Below are 17,763 nucleotides of genomic sequence, written 5' to 3' on the forward strand. Positions count from 1 at the left end.
ATCGAGTGGGAGTAGGCTAGGGCGGCAGCGCGGCCGGGGTCGTCCGCGCCGCCGAGCAACTGACGGAAGCGGGTCATGCCGAAGCCGAAGGGCAGCTGGGTCCGGGTCAGGGAACTCACCAAGGAGCAGAAAGCGGAGATTGGCGCCGTCTGCGAGCGCTTCATCGCCGAGAGGCTCAAGCCCCGCTTCCTGCGTCGGATCCGTCCCACGCAGTTCAACTATCCCGTCGACATCCTGGGGCGCTGGCGCGGCAGAAGGTACAGCTTCATCACCCGCTATCGCTCCGGCTCCCCGGACAATCTCGGCGAAGAGTTCGAGTCGGCCTTCACGCGTCTCGATCATCTTGAGGGCCATCTGGCCGAGCTGCGCTTCGACGTCTTCTGGCATCGTCATACCGGTCAGTGGTACCGCCTCTACAGCGGCGTCACCCTGGACGAAGCCCTGCTTCTCATCGAAGACGACGAGCTGCTTCACCCGCCGATATGAACACGAAGCCCCACCCGAGGTTCGTTCCGGACAGACTGCGGCAGCTGGCCGGGGAGAGGGTGTTCGCGCGCGGGCAGGCCTACTTCCGCGACGGGCTGGTGGAGATTCTCGGAATTGATCGGGGCCGCGTGCTGGCGCGGGTCGCCGGCAGCGAGGAATACCGGACCGAGGTCGCCGGACAGGCCGGAGACATCGGCGGCGCGTGCTCCTGTCCGGCCTTCGAGCGCGACGGCTTCTGCAAGCACATGGTGGCGGTGGCCCTCGCGGCGAACGCCGCGATCTCCGCCGGACAGGCCGAGGGCGCCGGCCTGCTCGACCGGATCCGGCAGCACCTGAGGACCAGGAGCATCGAGGCCCTGGTCGAGACGATCGTCGAGGTTGCCGAGCGGGACCCGGCGCTGCTCCGGAAGCTGGAGATCGCCGCCGCGGCGGATGGAACCGACGGCAAGGCGGTCGAAGCGCAGTTGAAGCGGGCGATCCGTGACGCAACCCGGACCCGCGGCTTCGTGGACTACTGGCAGGCAGCGGAATGGGCCGGCGACGTGGATGCCGCGCTGGACCTGCTGGCCGGGTTGGCCACCGGCCCGCGCGCGGCGCTGGTCGTCGAGCTTGCCGACTACGCCGCCGCCAGGATCGAGAGCGCGATCGAGGACATCGACGACTCCGACGGCCATTGCGGCGCACTGCTCGGGCGCGTCCAGGGGATCCACCTCGAGGCCTGCCGGACTTCCAGGCCCGATCCCGTCGCCCTGGCACGCGACCTATTCCGGCAGGAGATGGAGGGAGAGTACGACACCTTCTACGCAGCGGCAGAGCGCTATGCCGAGGTTCTCGGCGAGCCGGGGCTCGCCGAATACCGCCGGCTTGCGCAGGAAGCCTGGGAGCAGCTGCCGCCGCAACTCGGCAGGCACCGCGTTGAGCAGGACGAGTTTGAGCTCGATCGCGACCGGCTGAAGTCGATCCTGGACTTCTTCGCCGAACGCGATGGCGACCTCGATCTTCGCATTGCGCTGCGGGCCAAGACCCTGTCGTCGCCCAGGGCCTACCTCCAGCTCGCCGAGTTCTGCCGGACCCACGCCCGAGAGGAGGAAGCGCTGCAGCATGCCGAGGAGGGGCTGTGGCTCTTCGAGGACGAGAGACCGGACGAGCGGCTGGTGTGCTGCACCGTCGACCTGCTGCTGGGGGCAGGTCGCAAGACGGACGCCGAAGCGCACCTCTGGCGCGCCTTCGAGAAGACACCGAGCCTGGCCCTCTATGGCCGCTTGCGCTCGCTTGGCGGAAAGGAGGCGGCCCGGCGCGCGGTCGCGCTCTTGCAGGGACAACTCGCCTCGAAGCGCTCCGCGCCTCGGAGCTCGCCCGCGGACCTCCTCGTCCAGGTGATGATCGAGGAAAGGATGTTCGAGGCCGCCTGGTTGGCCGTCCGCGAAAGCGGAGCATCGCGAGGCGTCAGGGAGGCTCTGGCGGCGGCGAGCGAGACGACGCACGCTGGGGAAGCGCTCGCGGTCTACGGTGAGCGGGTTGAGGAGCTTGTCCGGGTCGGCGGCAACCCGGCCTACGAAGAAGCTGCCGCGCTGATCGCCCGCATGGCCAAACTGAGGGGGGCGGCGGAGCAGGCGGCCCATCTGTCAGAGCTGAGGGCGCGCCACGGGCGCAAGCGCAACTTCATGAAGTTCCTGGAATGAAGACGGGAGGAGGGGAGGCCAGTCATCGTGAGCGGGCTCGATCTGAAGTGGTCCGGGTCGGAGAAGAAGGTCGCGCGCCGCGCCTTCGACCTTGCCTTCGACGCGGCGTTCGCCAAGCTGATGGCAGAGTTCAAGAGCCGCGCGGACGCGGTCGCCGAGCCGGCGGATCTCTGGGAGATGGAACGCTATCTACGGCGGCAGCGGCGCGAGCTCGAAGAGCTGTTCGACTTCCGCTATTCGCAGTTGCCGTTGGTCTTCGCCCGCCTGATCCGGGAAGAGTATCTGGACGAACGACACCTTGCCGGCCTCTCCGACGCGAAGCTCGAGATCGTCCGCTCGTATCTCTCCCTGCCGAAAGGGTGATTATGGCCGTGCGCTCTTGCCCGCGCGGTGTCCTTGCCAGGTTGGTCGCACGGTGAGCGCGGGCTCTTGCCTTCGGATGTGTTCGACCCTATGCATCGTCAATCGACGATAAACGATGGGTCTGCCGGTGAACACACTCGTGGCGGACCGCCCGGATGCCTTTGGCGCCTTACTGATGAGCAGTGGCCGATGGGGCTATCGCATGGGAGACGGCCAGATCCATGACGCCATGCTTCGGGACGGCCTGAACGACGCCTTCTCCGACCAGCATGCAGGCTGGCATACGGAGGATCTGGTGGAGAAGTACCAGATCGGCCGTGAGGATCAGGACCGCTGGGCGGCCCGCTCCCAAGAGCGCTTTTCCGCCGCGCAAGCCGCCGGCAAGTTCGAGGAAGAGATCGTTCCTGTCGCGATCAAGGGGCGGAAGGGAGCGGAGCTTTTCGGAAAGGACGAGCACAACCGGCCCGACACAACGCTTGAGTCTCTCGCGAAACTGAAGCCGGCTTTCCGCGAGGGAGGCACGATCACCGCCGGCAATGCGCCCGGTCTCAACACCGGCGCGTCCGCGATGATCATCGCCGAGCGCGGCTTTGCCGAGCAAAACGGCCTTGAGCCCGCTGCGCGACTCGTGTCCTTCGGGGTTGGCGCCGTCGAGCCTGGCATGTTCGGCATCGGTCCGGTGCCGGCGGTGCGCCAGGCGCTCGAGCGCGCCGGCTGGTCCATCGGCGACCTGGAGCGCGTCGAGATCAACGAGGCCTTCGCCGCCATCGCACTCGCCGTCACCCGTGAGCTTGGCCTTTCGGAGGATGTCGTGAATGTCGAAGGCGGCGCGATCGCCCATGGTCATCCGATCGGTGCGACGGGGGCGGTCCTCACCACGCGGCTGCTGCACTCCATGAAGCGCGATCGGCTGAAACGCGGCGTCGTCACGCTGTGCATCGGCGGCGGCCAGGGAATCGCGCTGGCGCTGGAGACGCTCGCTTGAGAAGGCTGAGGCAAGGAAGGGGAGGACGACACCGTGCCCAAGGATTTCAAGCAGGTTGCTGACGACGTCATGAACGGGGTCGGGCTCATTCGCGCGGGGGCTCCCGACGCTATGAAGGCTTTCGGAGCGCTCTCCAGCGCGGCTACGGCCGCACATGCGCTGGACACGAAAACCAAGGAGTTGATGGCACTCGCGATCGGTATCGCTGTCCACTGCGACGGATGTGTCGCCTATCACACTAAGATGGCGCATGGCCACGGCGCGACGCGGGAGGAGGTCGCCGAGACCGTGGCGCTCGCCCTTTACATGGGCGGCGGCCCGGCGGCGGTATATGGCGCCGACGCCTTGAGGGCTTACGATCAGTTTGAGAATGACCAATCCTGATGAATCCCTTTTGGTGGACCGCAACGAGAATTTTCGCGTCATCGGTAAGGTTCATCTAGGACTCGGCATGACCAACACGGCTCCTGCGTAAGCGGAGGACAGATGGTTGCTGGCTTTGGGAGCTTCCTCTTAAGCGCGAACCACTGGCTGAATGCTCTCGTGTGGGGGCCGCCATTCATGCTGCTGCTGGTAGGTACGGGACTTTATCTCACCTTCCGGCTCAGGTTCTTTCAGTTCACGCATCTGCGCTTTGCCTGGCGGAACTCGTTCGGGCGCCTGTTCAGAGGAAGAACGGCAGCCGTAGCAGGCGCTATCACGCCGCTGCAGGCCGTTGCCTCGGCCATGGCCGGCACCGTCGGCGTCGGCAATATCGCAGGCGTGGCGACCGCGATGACTCTCGGCGGCCCCGGCGCGATCTTCTGGATGTGGATGGTGGCCCTGGTCGGAATGGCGACCAAGTTCGCCGAAGCCGCGCTCGGTGTGCACTACCGACGGATCGACCCGAACGGGGAAGTGGCGGGCGGTGCATTCTACTACATTGAGTACGGGTTGGGCTGGAAGCCCCTCGCGCTTGTCTATGCTGCGTTTGCCGGCTTGGCCTCGTTCGGCATCGGCAACATGGTTCAAGCAAACACCATGGCCCATGCCATGGAAATAGGCTTTGGCGTGCCTGCCATGCTGACTGGCGCCATTGCCCTAGTCCTGGTCGGCGCAGTCACTCTCGGCGGCATAAAGCGTATCGGGGCTACAGCCGAACGGATCGTTCCGAGCATGGCGATCGCCTATCTCGTGGCGGCTCTCGCAGTGCTGCTGCTGCATGCCCCCGCGGTGCCCGGGGCCCTCGCTTCAATCGTACGACACGCGTTCGAACCAGCGGCAGCCGCGGGAGGCTTTGCCGGTGCCACGGTCTTGGCAGCGCTGCGCTATGGCGTGGCCCGCGGCATCTTCTCCAACGAGGCGGGCCTCGGATCGGCATCGATCGCCCATGCCCAGGCGCGCAACACCCCCGGTGGCCAGGGGCTCTGGGGCATCTGGGAGGTGGCGATCGATACGCTCGTCATCGGCACTATGACGGCGCTTGTCATCCTCGTGACCGGCGTTCTCGAAAGCGGCGCTACCGGCGCTGAACTCGCCTCCCGAGCGTACGCTACGGCGTTGCCGGGCGTGGGCGGGCTGATCGTATTGGTATCGCTCGTCCTGTTCTCCTACACCACGATGCTTACCTGGGGCTTCTACGGTGAGCAGAGCTTTCGATACCTCTTCGGCCGGCGCGCCGTGCTGATTTACCGGCTCGCCTTTCTCGCCTTTATCTTCATCGGCGCGATCGGCGGCCTTGTCACGGTCTGGGAATTCGCCGACACCCTGAATGGCCTGATGGCAGCGCCCAACCTCATCGCCCTGATCGCGCTTGCCGGTGTCGTGGTTCGGGAAAAGACAGCACTTCTGGACGATCGGCATAGAGGTGGAGACGAGACGGATCAGACCTGAAGACTTGCCAGAGCTGCGGCGCGAGAGGCCGGATCGCGGAGGCTGAAGGCGCCCTCGCGATAAAATGGCAAATCCGAGTCTCCTGTTTCGAGCGCCGCCTACCTTGTCGTTCAATCGACCGGGACCGGCTATCTCATTTACCTGGGCGCCGGCATGGTCCGGCATGCGGTTTCATGCGGCACTCGGCCTGTGCTGGTTCCGCGTGCTGACGAACATGGCGATCGGCCGCTTCACGGCCCCGCTGAGCGCGAACATGCCTTCGAGCATGTCGCGGTTCGGATTCTCCAGGTCGATGACGATGACGTCCGGGTCGATCTCGGCGTACGCCGCGCGATCCCGCCACGTCGTGAAGGATGGTGACCTCGCCATGCCCCGCCGCACGTCCTCGCGCTCGTCGCGACGAAGGAGGGGCACCGCCGGGAAGGGATCGCCACGGCGCTGATCGAGGAGCTCCGCGACATCGCGGCCGCGCGCGGCGCCTACGTCGTCTTCGTTCAGGCCGACCTGGGCGACGATCCCGCGATCGCGCTCTACAGCAAGCTCGGCCTGCGCGAGGACGTGCTGCATTTCGACATCCAAGTGCCGGCCCCCTGAAGGGCGCTAGGCGAGGGCCGCGCCGCGCTCCTCCAGCAGGGCCCGCAGCACCGAGCGGTGGCAGCGGGCCTCCTCCTCGCAGTAGCAGCCGAGCGAGAAGTCGGCGTTGGCGGACAGCGCCGCCAGCAGGTCGAGGGTGCGACGCGGCGCCGGCTCCGCCATCTCCTTGCGGAAGGCGCGCACGAAGGCCTGCCACTCCCTGTCGCCCGAGGCCGCCAGCGCCTTCTTCACCAAGTCGGGGCTGGGCGAGAGCTCGGGATACCAGACGTCGTACCAGTCGTCGGCGGCGGTGCGCGCCTTCGGCACGCCGCGCGGCGGCCGGCGCACCGTGCCGATGCGCAGGCCCTCGCGCGGATGCCGCGGGCTGCCGAGGCGGACGATTCGGACGCTCATCGCCGCAGGCCGGCGGCCGCTCAGCCGACCTTTTCGCGCTGCGGCAGCTTCCAGCCCGGGCGCACGAAGTGGCAGGTGTAGCCGTTCGGCAGGCGCTGCAGGTAATCCTGGTGCTCGGGCTCGGCTTCCCAGAAGTCGCCCGCCGGCACGACCTCGGTCACCACCTTGCCGGGCCAGAGGCCGGAGGCCTCGAGGTCGGCGATGGTGTCCTCGGCGACGCGGCGCTGCTCCTCGCTGGTGTAGAAGATCGCCGAGCGGTAGCTCGCGCCGACATCGTTGCCCTGGCGGTTGGGCGTCGTCGGGTCGTGGATCTGGAAGAAGAACTCCAGCATCGCGCGGAAGCTGGTCCGCTCGGGGTCGAAGCGGATCTCGATCGCCTCGGCGTGGTTGCCGTGGTTGCGATAGGTCGCGTTCGGCACCTCGCCGCCGGTGTAGCCGACGCGCGTGGCGATGACGCCCGGCTGCCTGCGGATCAGATCCTGCATGCCCCAGAAGCAGCCGCCGGCCAGGACGGCCCTCTCGTCGCTCATGTCACTTCCTCCACCTGGTCGAGATAGGCACCATAGCCTTCGGCCTCCATGTCGTCGCGATGGACGAAGCGCAGCGAGGCCGAGTTGATGCAGTAGCGCAGCCCGCCGCGGTCCGGCGGGCCGTCGGGAAAGACGTGGCCGAGGTGGCTGTCGCCCTGGGCGGAGCGGACCTCGACCCGGCGCATGCCGAGGGTCGTGTCGCTGAGCTCGGCGACGTGGGCCGGCTCGATCGGCTTGGTGAAGCTCGGCCAGCCGCAGCCGGACTCGTACTTGTCGGCCGAGGCGAAGAGCGGCTCGCCCGAGACGACGTCGACGTAGATGCCCGGCTCCTTGTTGTCGAGGTAGGCGCCGGTGCCGGGGCGCTCGGTGCCGTTCTGCTGGGTCACCCGGTACTGCTCCGGCGTCAGCGCGGCGACGGCCTCGGCGGTCTTGCGGTAGTCGGCCATTCTTGGATCTCCTTCGGGTATCAGGTGGCGGCGCGCGGCGGCTTTTCCAGGGCCGCGCGCGCATCCTTCCGGGTCCCGGCCGTCACGACTGCTTGATGAAGGCGACCAGCTGGTCGAGCACGGTGCCCCAGCCGTCGTGGAAGCCCATCTCCTCGTGGTTCTTGCGCGAGGGCTCGTCGCCGTGGATCGCGATCGCCGTGTAGCGCGTGCCGGAGCCGCGCCGCTCCAGCAGCAGGGCGCCGGTAAAGAAGGGCTTGGGCGCCGGCCGGAAGCCCGGCAGCAGCGCGTCGGTGAAGACCAGGCGCTCGTTCTCGACGACCTCGAGGTAGCAGCCGACGTTCGGGAACTCCTGCCCGTCGGGCGAGCGCATCGTCGTGCTGAAGACGCCGCCGGGACGCAGGTCCATCTCGCAGGCGGTGACGGTCCAGGGCTTCGGGACGAACCAGTGGCGCAGGTGCTCGGGCGTCGTCCAGGCCTTCCAGACGCGCTCGAGCGGCACGTCGACATCGCGCTCCAGGACCAGGTCGAGCCTGGGGTCCGGCGTCGCCAGGGGCGAGATCATCGGGGTTCCTCCTCTGTCATGGTCATCAGGTAGTCGTCGAGCCGGTCGAGGCGCCGCTCCCAGAGCCTGCGCTGCCGGCCCAGCCAGTCCTCGGCGGCCTGCAGCCGCTCGGGCACCAGCTGGTAGGTGCGGACGCGGCCGACCTTGCGTGAGCGGACCAGCCCGCAGCCTTCGAGCACTTTCAGGTGCCCGACGAAGGACGGCAGCGTCATGTCGTAGGGGGCGGCGAGCTCGCTGACCGAGGCCTGCTTCGCGCTCAGCCGCTCCAGGACGTGCCGGCGGGTCGGGTCGGACAGCGCCTTGAAGAGCCCGTCCACCGAGGCCGGCGGCAGGGCAGGGGCCGGGGCAGGGTTCGGCTGCGGCGTCATCGCGCGCCGGCCGTCGCGGGGCCGGGCCGATCGTTCTCGCTGCTCGCCATGGCTCGCCTCCCGCGAAGTGTCCGGCGCGGATATAGGCGATCCAGAAACTTAGGTCAATTCCTTAGTATTGCCCTTCGGCCTCAGCCCATGCCGACGCGCCGCGCACCGGTCCGGAAGACCTCGGCGACCTCGGGCGGGAAGCGGAAGGTTGCGAGCAGGTCCTCGACCCGGTAGCCCGGCGCCAGCGCCTGCACGTCGGCCGCCACGGTCCTGGCCTCCTCGCCGCGGTCGGTCAGGGCGAGCAGGCAGGCGGTGATCGCCCGCAGATGCGAGAAGGCGTTGGGGCGGGCTGCGGCCTTGGCCGACCAGTCCGCAGCCTCCTCCAGGCGGCCGAGGCGGACCAGGGCGAGCGCGCGCGTGGTGAGCATCGCGCAGAGCAGGGGATCGAAGGGGCTCAGCAGGCGCGAGTGGTCCGAGAAATCGACGGCGGCCTGGGGGTCGCCCACCTGCGCGTGGACGAAGGACAGGGTGTAGTGGCCATGCGCGAAGCTGGGGCTGAGGGCTACCGCCGTCTCCAGCTCCCGGAGCGCCTGGTCGCGGCTGCCGCGCAGCCAGAGGGCGCGGCCCATGGCCCAGTGGGCGGCGGGATCCTGCTCGTCCACGAGCAGGCCCTGGCCGGCGGTCTCGAAGGCGCGGCCGATCTCCGCCTCGCGCTCCCGCCAGCGCTGGAAGGCGTTCTGGAAGTGGGTGAAGGAGAGGGCGGCGTAGGCCCGCGCGAAGGTCGGGTCCAGGGCGACCGCCTGCTCCAGGAAGTGCTGCGCCTGCTCGTTGTCGGGCCGGCTGTAGCGGTACATGTGCCAGACGCCGCGGTGGTAGGCCTCCCAGGCGTTGAGGGAGCGCGGGTGCTTGAGGATGGCACGGTTGCGCTCGGCCGCCTCGACCTGCTGCGCGATCGAGGCGACCAGGCTGTCGCCGATCTCGTCGAGCATGCGGAAGGCGTCGTCCTGGCGCCGGTCGTAGACTTCCGACCAGACCACTCGGGCGGTCCGCGTCTCCGCTAGCTCCACCGTCGCGACGAGGCGGCCGGCCTGGCGCCGCAGGGCACCGGTGACGATGTAGTCCACGTCCAGGGCGCGACCGACGGCGGCCGGGCCGAAGCGCCGCTCGTCGAGGGCCAGCAGCGTGCCCTGGGCGATGACGAACAGGCTGCGCAGCTTCGACAGGCGCGTCGTGATGTCCTGGGCGATGCCGTCGCCCGAGCCGCCGCGTGCGCCAGCCACCGTCTCCTGGTCCAGGAAGGGCATCACGGCGATCGAGGCGCGGCCCGGTGCCGTCGAGGCCTGCGGGTCGTCGCCGGGCGCGGGAGCCCCCGGGGCCAGGGCGTCGGGGGCCAGGGCGTTGGGGACCAGGATTATGGGGGCTGGGGCCGCGGCGGCCGGCGACACGACCTCGACGGTCGCCCGGCCCCGGACGGCCTGGCGCCAGGCCGCGCGCACGGGCGTTCCGTTCAGGCCTTCGGACTCGAAGAGCCGAACCGCGGCGGCGACGTGGGCCTCGCCCTCGTCGATCCGCCCCTGCCGGGCCAGCGCGGCGAGCAGGGCTTCGTGGGCGCGGCGGTCCAGCGGCGCGAGACGGAGCCATGCCTCGATGCTCTCGAAAGTCTCGTCCGATCGGGGAGGAAGGCTCGCCACCAGCTGCTCCAGGACGGCGACGCGGACGGCGCCGAAGCGGCGGCGCTGTGCGACCAGCCAGCTGCCGAAGCGCGGGCTGCGGTCGATCTCCAGCCCTTCCAGGAACTCGCCGGCGAACAGCCTCGAGAGGTCCCTCAGGGAGGCTGCCCCAAGACCGGCGAGCCCCGCCTCCGTCGCCCGCGCGACCTCGAGGGCGTCGACGGCGCACCCGGCGAGGTCGAGGGCCACGGCATCGCTGCCGGTCGCGACGCGGGGCCGGTCCGGCTCGTCGAGCAGGCGCCGCACCTTGCTCAGGCACCAGCGCAGCTCGCCCCTCGGATCGCTCGGCAGATCCCACAGCAGCTCGCAGAGGTGGCTGCGCATCACCGGGCGCGGCGCCAGCGTCAGGTAGGCCACGGTCGCGCGCACCTTGCGCGAGGCCGGCAGGGCCAGCGGCACGCCGCGTCGGCTGACCGCCATCGGCCCGAGCAGGACCAGCCGGAGGGCCGGCTCGCCAGCCGTTCCGCCACGCCGACCGGATTCCACGGCGATTTCCACGCGGGCTACCACGCGGTCCTCCACGCGCCGCGGCTAGCGTCCCGTTCGACGGTCGCAGCGGCCATTGGCTGCAGGTGGCGCCGGAGCCGGTGCCCTTCAACGGCGGGTGACGCGGCGACCGCAGACAGGAACTCACCCCAAGGAGAATGAAAGTGAAGCTCGCCACCATGCTTGCCGATAGCACCGAAAAGGTCGAGGTCGATCTGGCGGCCGTGAAGGTCCGCCAGCAGACGGCCTGGTCCTCCGGCGACTACGCCGTCGTCGGCACCACCCTGCAGATCGTCGGCGAGGCGCTGTGCGAGGCCCTCGACCTCCGGCCCGGGCAGCGGGTCCTCGACGTCGCCGCCGGCAACGGCAACGCGACCCTGGCGGCCGCCCGCCGCTGGTGCGAGGTGACCTCCACCGACTACGTCCCGGCGCTGCTCGCGCGCGGCCGGGAGCGTGCCGCGGCCGAGCGGCTCGAGATCGAGTTCCGCCAGGCCGACGCCGAGGCGCTGCCCTTCCCGGACGCCAGCTTCGACGTCGCGGTCTCGACCTTCGGGGTGATGTTCACGCCCGACCAGGCACAGGCGGCGGCGGAGCTGGCGCGGGTCTGCCGGCCCGGCGGCAAGATCGGCCTCGCCAACTGGACGCCGGAGGGCTTCATCGGCCAGCTGTTCAAGACCATCGGCAAGCACCTGCCGCCGCCCGCCGGCGTCAAGTCGCCTGCCCTGTGGGGCACGCGCGCGGCGCTCGAGGAGCTGTTCGGTCCCACCGCCGCCGAGATTCGCACCGAGCCGCGCAGCTTCGTCTTCCGCTACCGCTCCGTGGAGCATTGGCTGGAGGTCTTCCGGACCTACTACGGGCCGGTCCACAAGGCCTTCGGGGCGCTCGACGAAGAGGCGCAGCTCGCCCTGACCGCCGACCTGACGGCCCTGCTCGAGCGCTTCAACCGCTCCGGTGACCAGACCCTGATCGTTCCCAGCGAGTACCTGGAGGTCGTCGTCGCCCGCCGCTGACGCCCCAGGGCGAATCCTGACAGGTGCGGGGCGGGCGGTCGCGGGAGAGCCCGCGATCGCCCCGCCCTCCTCGGCGCCCCTTGCGCCCGGCAGCCTCGAACAAGCGCCTTGTCGCGCTGCCCGCATCCTGCCACCTTGCGGCGGGAACGTTAGCGGAACTCCGGGCGACGGGACGGACGAGATGGCCAAGCGGGCGGGCAGCGCCGACCTTCCCCTGCACGGCGGGCGCGTGCCGCCCTGGCTGGCCCAGCGGATGACCCGGCTCGGCGCGGTCATGGTCGAGGCCATCGTGCGCGAGTACGGCCGCGACGAGCTGCTGCGCAGGCTCGCCCACCCCTTCTGGTTCCAGTCCTTCGGCGCCGTCATGGGCATGGACTGGCACTCCTCCGGCATCACCACAAGCGTGCTGGGCGCGCTCAAGCGCGGCCTGGCGCCGCTCGCCGGCGAGCTCGGCGTCCACGTCTGCGGCGGCCGCGGCCGGCACTCGCGGGCGACGCCGGACGAGCTGACGGCGGTCGGCCTGCGCACCGGCCTCGACGGCGCCGCCCTGGCGCAGGCCTCACGCTTGGTTGCCAAGGTTGACAGCGCCGCGGTCCAGGACGGCTTCCAGCTCTACCTGCACGGCTTCATCGTCACCGACGAGGGGCGCTGGGTCGTGATCCAGCAGGGCCTCGACGACGGCCGCCGCCAGGCCCGGCGCTACCACTGGCTGTCGGAGGGCATGACCGGCTTCCTCGATACCCCGCACGCCGCCATCGAGGGCCGCGGCCAGGGCGAGATCGTCAACCTCGCCGACCGTCGGGCGGAGGCGTCGCGCCGGGGCCAGCTCGCGCTGCTCGGCGACCTGGGTCCGGACGGCATCGCCCGCGAGTTCGCGCGGCTCGAGCCCCGCCCGGCCGCTGCCGGCGCCCAGCCGCTGCTGCCGCACCTCTGCCTGCCCGATCGCCACGAGGTCCGGGACGGCGACGTCGTGGCGCGCCGCCTGCACGGCAACCTGGCGGCCGCCGCCGAGCGCGGGCCGGTCGACTTCGCCGAGCTGCTGCTGGTGCCGGGCGTGGGCGCGCGCACGGTGCGCGCGCTCGCCCTGGTCGCCGAGATCCTGCACGGCGCGCCCTGCCGCTTCACCGACCCGGCGCGCTTCTCGCTGGCCCACGGCGGCAAGGACCGGCAACCCTTCCCGGTGCCGATCGCGGTCTACGACCGCACCATCGGTGTGCTGAAGTCGGCGGTGCGCGGCGCCCGCCTCGGGTGCCACGAGGAGCTGGCCGCGCTGAAGCGCCTGGACGACCAGGCCCGCCGACTGGAACGGGCGGCCGGCGGCCCTTCCGTCGAGGCCCTGATCGCCGAGGAGCGGCGCGAGTCCCATCGCTACGGCGGCCGCAGCGTGTTCGGCCCCGAGCCGCCGCCGGGGCCGCGCTCCCTGGGAGAGCGAGCATGAGCGTCCGGCTGAACCACACCATCGTCTGGTGCCGCGACAAGGTCCGCTCGGCGGACTTCCTGACCGCCATGCTCGGCCTGCCGCCGGCCAAGCCCTTCCTGCACTTTCTCGTCGTCGAGACCGCCAACGGGGTCTCGCTCGACTTCTTCGAAAAGCAGGGATCGGTCTCGACCCAGCACTACGCCTTCCTGGTCGAGGAGTCGGACTTCGACGCCATCCACGCACGCCTGCTCGAGCGCGCGCTGCCCTACTGGGCCGATCCGGCGCGGCAGGTTCCAGGCGAGATCAACCGCCACGACGGCGGACGGGGCGTCTATTTCCAGGATCCCGACGGGCATCTGCTGGAGGCCATCACCCGGCCCTACGGCAGCGGTGCAGCACAGGAGGAGGAACCCGCGACATGAGCATGGCCTCGGGAATCGCGTCGGGCGTCGGCCAGGGCGCGGCGGTCGGCACCGCGCTGGGCGCCGGCGCCGGGGCAGTCGGCTCGCGGGGCGGCCGATGACGGTCGCGCTCTACGGCATCCGGAACTGCGACACCATGAAGAAGGCGCGTGCCTGGCTGGACGGGCAGGGCGTCGCCTACCGCTTCCACGACTACAAGGCCGAAGGGATCGAGCGCGCCCGTCTCGAGGGCTGGGCGCGCCGAGTCGGCTGGGAGAGGCTGCTCAACCGCGCCGGCACGACCTTCCGCAAGCTGCCGGAGAGCGAGCGCGACGGCCTCGACGAGGTGAGGGCGCTCGACCTCATGCTCGCCCAGCCGGCGATGATCAAGCGCCCGGTCCTGGAAGCCGACGGCGAGCTGCTCGTCGGCTTCAAGCCGGAGCGCTATGCCGCCCGCTTCGGCACGGCCGGGTAGGCGCCCGGGACGATCAGCCGCGCCGGGAGGCAGGCGCGCTCGGGGAGGGTGTCCCGATATCGATCCGCTTGGCCCGGATCAGCCCCAGGGACTCGCGGCCGAAGCGCGCGAAGTGCGGGGCCTGCCGGTGCCGGTCGAGGAACAACGTGATCGTCGTCAACTGGATCACCATTGACGACAATGTGGGAGGCGGCGCTGGTGGGGCGTCATCCCGTCCGGCGTCGCTCTTGATGTTCTAGCTCGACCGCCTTCGCCCTCGGCTTTGCCGAGCGGCCGGCGATGCGTTCCGCGACGAACACGGCGTCGCAGAAGTGTAGATAAGGGCGGCCCGACCATTCCAGGGTCTGGTGGTACAGCCCGAACAGCAGGTAGCCGCGATCCGCGAAGTAGTTGTAGCAGGTCGAGAACGGGACGAGGGCAGGGTTGTCGGCATCGAAGCCGACTTCTGCCTGTACGAAATCGACGTGGCCGTCGTCGAGCATTCTGCGGCCCCCGCGAAGAACGTCCATGTCGGTCCCCTCGGCGTCGATCTTCAGGTAGTTGATGTGCTCGATGCTGCGGTCTTCGCAGTAGCGATTCAACGTCGTCACCTTGATGGTTTCCACCGGGCGACCGTTGGCTGGCGCTCCGGCATGGCGCAGCGAGTTTACGGCGGAGTGCCGCTGCAGGACGATGTCAACCTTGGCCTCCTCGGCGCCGAGAGCAGCCTGAACGCAGGTGACGTTGGGCAGCCGGGCGGTCTGGCGGCGTAGGGTGTCGTAGGTCTCGCCCACTGGTTCGAAGGCATGGACCTGTGCATCCGGCAGCAATCGGCCGAAACGCCGGGTCATCTTGCCCACGTTGGCGCCGACGTCAAAGACCATACGGAAGCCATCGTGGGGCAGCCGTTTCGTGATGTCGCAGAAGGGCTCCAGGCCCACTGGAACGAAGCGGCTGAGGCCCCGGCGCCCCGCCATGCGGTCTAGGACGCCGTAGTAGATCGTCTTCAGCGCCCGCTCGTGGATCGGCTCCGTCTGCATCGGGAACCCTCCTGCTATCGGCAACCTCAGATTGCAAGAACCGTGCCAGTGGTGGAAACCGGGCCAGAGCGCGGCAGCACGAGGGCGAAAGTGTAAGGCGCGCTGACAGAACGGCGCACGGCAGTCGGTGGAATTGACACGGGAACAACAGCAAGGAGCGCGGCCGACTTCGGTCGACGTGGCTGAAGTAGCAGCGGACGGCGACATGGCAGGAGGCGGCAGTAAGCCGGGAGAGCGCCGAGACGGCCGGCAGAAGGGCACGCCGCACAGCTGACCCGCGACGTGAAGGAAGCGCTGCTCAACGCCTTCGAGCGGGCTGGCCGCGAGGCTTACCTGCTCCGGGTGGCGGAGGATGACCCAAAGACCTTCTGCACGCTGCTTGGAAAGGTTCTCCCGATGCAGTTGACCAGGAGCGGCGGCGGGCCGGTAGAGGCTCGGCGACCGAGGCGGCGGCGCTGGCCTCGATCATCGGCAGGAACTCGGCCCGCCGGCCGGGCTCGATCTCGAAGCGGACGAAGACCACGCATTGCGTCATGTCGGCTTTTCCTTGTGCGAGGGTGCGAGGGATGGGGCGGGTGGCGATGGCGGGCAACGGTAGGACGCCGGCCGTGCCGGCGCTAGAGTCGGTCGAGCGGCACGACCGGCTACGGAGGAGAGCAAGATGGCGGAACGGCGGACCGGCGCGATCCGGGTCGGTATCGGCGGCTGGACCTTCGAGCCCTGGCGCGGCGGCACCTTCTATCCCCAGGGGCTGGCCCAGAAGCGCGAGCTCGAGTACGCCAGCCGGCAGCTGACCTCGATCGAGGTCAACGGCACCTACTACGGCTCCCAGAAGCCGGAGAGCTTCGCGCGCTGGCGCGAGGAGACGCCGGAGGGCTTCGTCTTCTCGCTGAAGGGGCCGCGCTTCGCGACCAACCGGCGCGTGCTGGCCGAAGCCGGGCCCTCGATCGAGCGTTTCCTGTCGAGCGGCCTGCTGGAGCTGAAGGACAAGCTCGGGCCGATCAACTGGCAGTTCCTGCCGACCAAGCGCTACGAGGCCGAGGACTTCGAAGCCTTCCTGAAGCTGCTGCCGGGCCGCCACGAGGGGCGCGCGCTGCGCCACGTCGTGGAGGTCCGCCACGAGAGCTTCCGGGTGCCGGGCTTCGTCGAGCTGCTGCGCCGCCACGAGGTCGGGGTCGTCCTGACCGACAAGGCCGACTTCCCGCAGATCGCCGACCTCACGGCCGGCTTCGTCTACGCCCGGCTGCAGGGCGCCGATTCGGCCGAGGCCGAGGGCTATCCCGGCAGGGCGCTGGACGCCTGGGCGGCGCGGGCCCGCGCCTGGGCGGGCGGCGCGGCGCCGGGCGACCTGCCGGAGGGCCTGCAGCCGCTCTCGGCCGAGGAGCCCGCGGCGACTGCGCGCGACGCCTTCCTCTACTTCATCAACGGCTTCAAGCCGAAGGCGCCGGCCGCCGCGCGCGGCCTGATCGAGCGGCTGACCGCGGCGGAATGAGCCTGCGGCCGGACTCCGCGCGGCATCGGCGCTATGATGACGCCTCCGCCGGCCACTTCGGCCGCGGGGCAAGCGAAAGGCCCGCTCCGGCGATGCTCTCGATCTGGTCGCTCTTCGGCCCGTCGCGCGAGCGCCAGCGCCTCGACGCGGCGCTGCGGCGCCACGGGCTGCACCCGCAGCTGCTGTCCGACCCGATCAAGCTGACCGCCCTGCGCCTGGTCGGCCCGCGCGCGTCCGAGGCCTCGATCGAGCGGGCCGGGGCGCTGATCGCCTACTGCCTGCTCGGGCCCGGGGATTTCGCCGCGGTCAACGAGGCGGCGGCGGTGGACGAGCAGGAGCGGCGCCTGGCACTCGCCCTGGAGGCACCGCAGGGCGAGGACGCGCGCCTCATCATGCTGTGCCTGCGCAGTGGCCGCGCCGAGGCCTCGATCGAGGCCCGCTTCGAGCTGGAGGAGACCTCCTGACGCGCTCCGCTGCGGGGGCTCGCAGCGGACGGCGGGGCGCAGGCAGCAAAAAAGGGCCTGAAGGCCCTTGGCGTTCCGTCAGACGACCCGGAGCTTGCGCTCGAAGGTCTTGAGCACCTCGCCCAGCGTCCTGCCGCGGGCGAGACGCTGTCCCTGACTGAACAGCAGATACTCCCCGCTCTTGGCGCTGCCGCCGACGCGCTTGGCCACGGCGAAGAGGGGCCGCTCGTGGGTATGGCGGAAGATCGAGAAGATCGCCGTCCCGGCGTGGTGGTCGATGGCGTAATCGCGCCATTCTCCGCTCGACACGCGGCGGCTGTAAACGGACAGCAGGGCATTGAGCTCGGAACGCGTGAAGTAGGTCGGCCTGGCCTGCTTGCGCGCGCCGCCGCGCGGCTGGACGAAGTCCTGCAGACTGAGCAGCTGACCCATGGGCCGTCGTCCCTCGCCTGTTGCGCTTGCCTGCCGGGAATGTTGGCGCAAGAGGCCTGGAGCGTCCAGAATATTCCCCCGGCCAGGCTGCGCCGGCCAGGCAGCGCCGGGCGGTCTCGAAGGGGCCTAGTAGAGCAGCCGCGAATCCTGCTTGCTCTCGTCGGGGCGGTCGTAGCAGTCGATCCCGCCGATGGTGCGGTAGCAGAACTCGGGCTGGGCCGGAATCCGCGCTTCCATCTCTTCCGGGGTGAGGCAGTAGGCGTCGCCGCGCTGGGCGCGCAAGGTGGAGCAGTCCTGGTCGGTGACCAGGCCGATGGCGTGGTCGGGCAGGGTCTTCCTGGTGGTCTTCAGGCTGGCGATGCCGAGGCCCGTGGTGATCAGGCTTTCCGGCCCGCAGCCGGCGAGCAGGCCGAGCAGGCCGACGAGGCAGATGATGCGCTTCATGGGGGGCGGTTCCCGGACTTCCTGGCCTGGAGCGGCATCCTGCGCGAGGCGGGTAAAGAAAGGCTTTAGCGGCGACTGCCGGGCGGCAGGGCCCGGCGCTCCGGAATCCCTTACCAAG

General features: G+C 69.9%; 22 protein-coding genes and 1 pseudogene. 13 read left to right on the plus strand and 10 right to left on the minus strand.

Going from position 1 to position 17,763, the window contains the following annotated elements:
• Positions 1 to 75: 75 nt before the first annotated feature.
• The 7 genes and pseudogenes from WD341_RS18905 to WD341_RS18935 all read left to right on the plus strand — a co-directional run.
• Complete coding sequence (locus WD341_RS18905) at positions 76 to 486, plus strand: hypothetical protein (protein ID WP_368427050.1); 411 nt, start codon at positions 76 to 78, stop codon at positions 484 to 486.
• Positions 487 to 545: 59 nt separating this feature from the next.
• Positions 546 to 2,168, plus strand: a complete 1,623-nt coding sequence (locus WD341_RS18910) for an SWIM zinc finger domain-containing protein (RefSeq protein WP_368427051.1) — start codon at positions 546 to 548, stop codon at positions 2,166 to 2,168.
• A gap of 27 nt (positions 2,169 to 2,195) precedes the next feature.
• A complete protein-coding gene (locus WD341_RS18915) occupies positions 2,196 to 2,531 on the plus strand; it encodes a hypothetical protein (RefSeq protein WP_368427052.1) in 336 nt (111 codons plus the stop codon).
• Between the two features lie 115 nt (positions 2,532 to 2,646).
• On the plus strand, positions 2,647 to 3,516 hold the full coding sequence (locus WD341_RS18920; protein ID WP_368427053.1) for an acetyl-CoA C-acyltransferase: 870 nt from the start codon (positions 2,647 to 2,649) through the stop codon (positions 3,514 to 3,516).
• Positions 3,517 to 3,549: 33 nt separating this feature from the next.
• Positions 3,550 to 3,900, plus strand: coding sequence for a carboxymuconolactone decarboxylase family protein (locus WD341_RS18925; RefSeq protein ID WP_368427054.1), 351 nt, complete (start codon positions 3,550 to 3,552; stop codon positions 3,898 to 3,900).
• A 102-nt stretch (positions 3,901 to 4,002) separates the two neighbouring features.
• Positions 4,003 to 5,388, plus strand: coding sequence for an alanine/glycine:cation symporter family protein (locus WD341_RS18930; RefSeq protein WP_368427055.1), 1,386 nt, complete (start codon positions 4,003 to 4,005; stop codon positions 5,386 to 5,388).
• Between the two features lie 399 nt (positions 5,389 to 5,787).
• A pseudogene (locus WD341_RS18935) lies at positions 5,788 to 5,982 on the plus strand (GNAT family N-acetyltransferase); the annotation flags it as partial.
• A gap of 6 nt (positions 5,983 to 5,988) precedes the next feature.
• Here WD341_RS18935 and WD341_RS18940 read toward each other — a convergent pair.
• From WD341_RS18940 to WD341_RS18965, 6 genes are all read right to left on the minus strand, one after another.
• On the minus strand, positions 5,989 to 6,375 hold the full coding sequence (locus WD341_RS18940; RefSeq protein WP_368427056.1) for a DUF488 domain-containing protein: 387 nt from the start codon (positions 6,373 to 6,375) through the stop codon (positions 5,989 to 5,991).
• A 20-nt stretch (positions 6,376 to 6,395) separates the two neighbouring features.
• Complete coding sequence (msrA, locus tag WD341_RS18945; RefSeq protein ID WP_368427057.1) at positions 6,396 to 6,905, minus strand: peptide-methionine (S)-S-oxide reductase MsrA; 510 nt, start codon at positions 6,903 to 6,905, stop codon at positions 6,396 to 6,398.
• Entirely contained in the window at positions 6,902 to 7,351 is a 450-nt protein-coding gene (msrB, locus tag WD341_RS18950) for a peptide-methionine (R)-S-oxide reductase MsrB (RefSeq protein ID WP_368427058.1), read from the minus strand. Before msrB ends, msrA begins: the two co-directional genes overlap by 4 nt.
• A gap of 82 nt (positions 7,352 to 7,433) precedes the next feature.
• Positions 7,434 to 7,913: an SRPBCC family protein gene (locus WD341_RS18955; RefSeq protein ID WP_368427059.1), complete on the minus strand. Its 480-nt coding sequence runs from the start codon at positions 7,911 to 7,913 to the stop codon at positions 7,434 to 7,436.
• On the minus strand, positions 7,910 to 8,281 hold the full coding sequence (locus WD341_RS18960) for an ArsR/SmtB family transcription factor (protein ID WP_368427060.1): 372 nt from the start codon (positions 8,279 to 8,281) through the stop codon (positions 7,910 to 7,912). The genes WD341_RS18955 and WD341_RS18960 overlap by 4 nt, the downstream gene beginning before the upstream one ends.
• Positions 8,282 to 8,412: 131 nt before the next feature.
• Positions 8,413 to 10,512 carry a BTAD domain-containing putative transcriptional regulator gene (locus tag WD341_RS18965; protein WP_368427061.1) on the minus strand — a complete coding sequence of 700 codons (2,100 nt, stop codon included), beginning with the start codon at positions 10,510 to 10,512 and terminating at the stop codon, positions 8,413 to 8,415.
• A gap of 140 nt (positions 10,513 to 10,652) precedes the next feature.
• On the opposite strand from WD341_RS18965, the gene WD341_RS18970 reads away from it, so the two are divergent.
• From WD341_RS18970 to WD341_RS18985, 4 genes are all read left to right on the plus strand, one after another.
• Positions 10,653 to 11,498: a class I SAM-dependent methyltransferase gene (locus WD341_RS18970; protein WP_368427062.1), complete on the plus strand. Its 846-nt coding sequence runs from the start codon at positions 10,653 to 10,655 to the stop codon at positions 11,496 to 11,498.
• Positions 11,499 to 11,679: 181 nt separating this feature from the next.
• Positions 11,680 to 12,936 (plus strand): DUF763 domain-containing protein, encoded by a 1,257-nt coding sequence (locus WD341_RS18975; protein WP_368427063.1) that lies wholly within the window; start codon positions 11,680 to 11,682, stop codon positions 12,934 to 12,936.
• Positions 12,933 to 13,340 carry a VOC family protein gene (locus tag WD341_RS18980; RefSeq protein ID WP_368427064.1) on the plus strand — a complete coding sequence of 136 codons (408 nt, stop codon included), beginning with the start codon at positions 12,933 to 12,935 and terminating at the stop codon, positions 13,338 to 13,340. The genes WD341_RS18975 and WD341_RS18980 overlap by 4 nt, the downstream gene beginning before the upstream one ends.
• 97 nt (positions 13,341 to 13,437) lie before the next feature.
• On the plus strand, positions 13,438 to 13,794 hold the full coding sequence (locus WD341_RS18985; RefSeq protein WP_368427065.1) for an ArsC family reductase: 357 nt from the start codon (positions 13,438 to 13,440) through the stop codon (positions 13,792 to 13,794).
• A 13-nt stretch (positions 13,795 to 13,807) separates the two neighbouring features.
• Here the strand turns inward: WD341_RS18985 and WD341_RS18990 are convergent, their stop codons facing one another.
• Both WD341_RS18990 and WD341_RS18995 read right to left on the minus strand, forming a co-directional pair.
• Positions 13,808 to 13,954, minus strand: coding sequence for a hypothetical protein (locus WD341_RS18990; RefSeq protein ID WP_368427066.1), 147 nt, complete (start codon positions 13,952 to 13,954; stop codon positions 13,808 to 13,810).
• A gap of 46 nt (positions 13,955 to 14,000) precedes the next feature.
• Positions 14,001 to 14,813, minus strand: a complete 813-nt coding sequence (locus WD341_RS18995; RefSeq protein WP_368427067.1) for an FkbM family methyltransferase — start codon at positions 14,811 to 14,813, stop codon at positions 14,001 to 14,003.
• 661 nt (positions 14,814 to 15,474) lie between these two features.
• Here WD341_RS18995 and WD341_RS19000 point away from each other — a divergent pair.
• Together WD341_RS19000 and WD341_RS19005 are read left to right on the plus strand one after the other, a co-directional pair.
• A complete protein-coding gene (locus WD341_RS19000; protein WP_368427068.1) occupies positions 15,475 to 16,305 on the plus strand; it encodes a DUF72 domain-containing protein in 831 nt (276 codons plus the stop codon).
• A 92-nt stretch (positions 16,306 to 16,397) separates the two neighbouring features.
• Positions 16,398 to 16,769, plus strand: coding sequence for a hypothetical protein (locus WD341_RS19005; protein ID WP_368427069.1), 372 nt, complete (start codon positions 16,398 to 16,400; stop codon positions 16,767 to 16,769).
• 78 nt (positions 16,770 to 16,847) lie between these two features.
• Here the strand turns inward: WD341_RS19005 and WD341_RS19010 are convergent, their stop codons facing one another.
• Both WD341_RS19010 and WD341_RS19015 read right to left on the minus strand, forming a co-directional pair.
• Entirely contained in the window at positions 16,848 to 17,201 is a 354-nt protein-coding gene (locus tag WD341_RS19010) for a DUF2794 domain-containing protein (RefSeq protein WP_368427070.1), read from the minus strand.
• Between the two features lie 126 nt (positions 17,202 to 17,327).
• Positions 17,328 to 17,645: a hypothetical protein gene (locus WD341_RS19015; RefSeq protein WP_368427071.1), complete on the minus strand. Its 318-nt coding sequence runs from the start codon at positions 17,643 to 17,645 to the stop codon at positions 17,328 to 17,330.
• Positions 17,646 to 17,763: the final 118 nt, after the last annotated feature.

The organism is Tistlia sp. (assembly GCF_040905785.1).
Lineage (GTDB): Bacteria > Pseudomonadota > Alphaproteobacteria > Kiloniellales > DSM-21159 > Tistlia.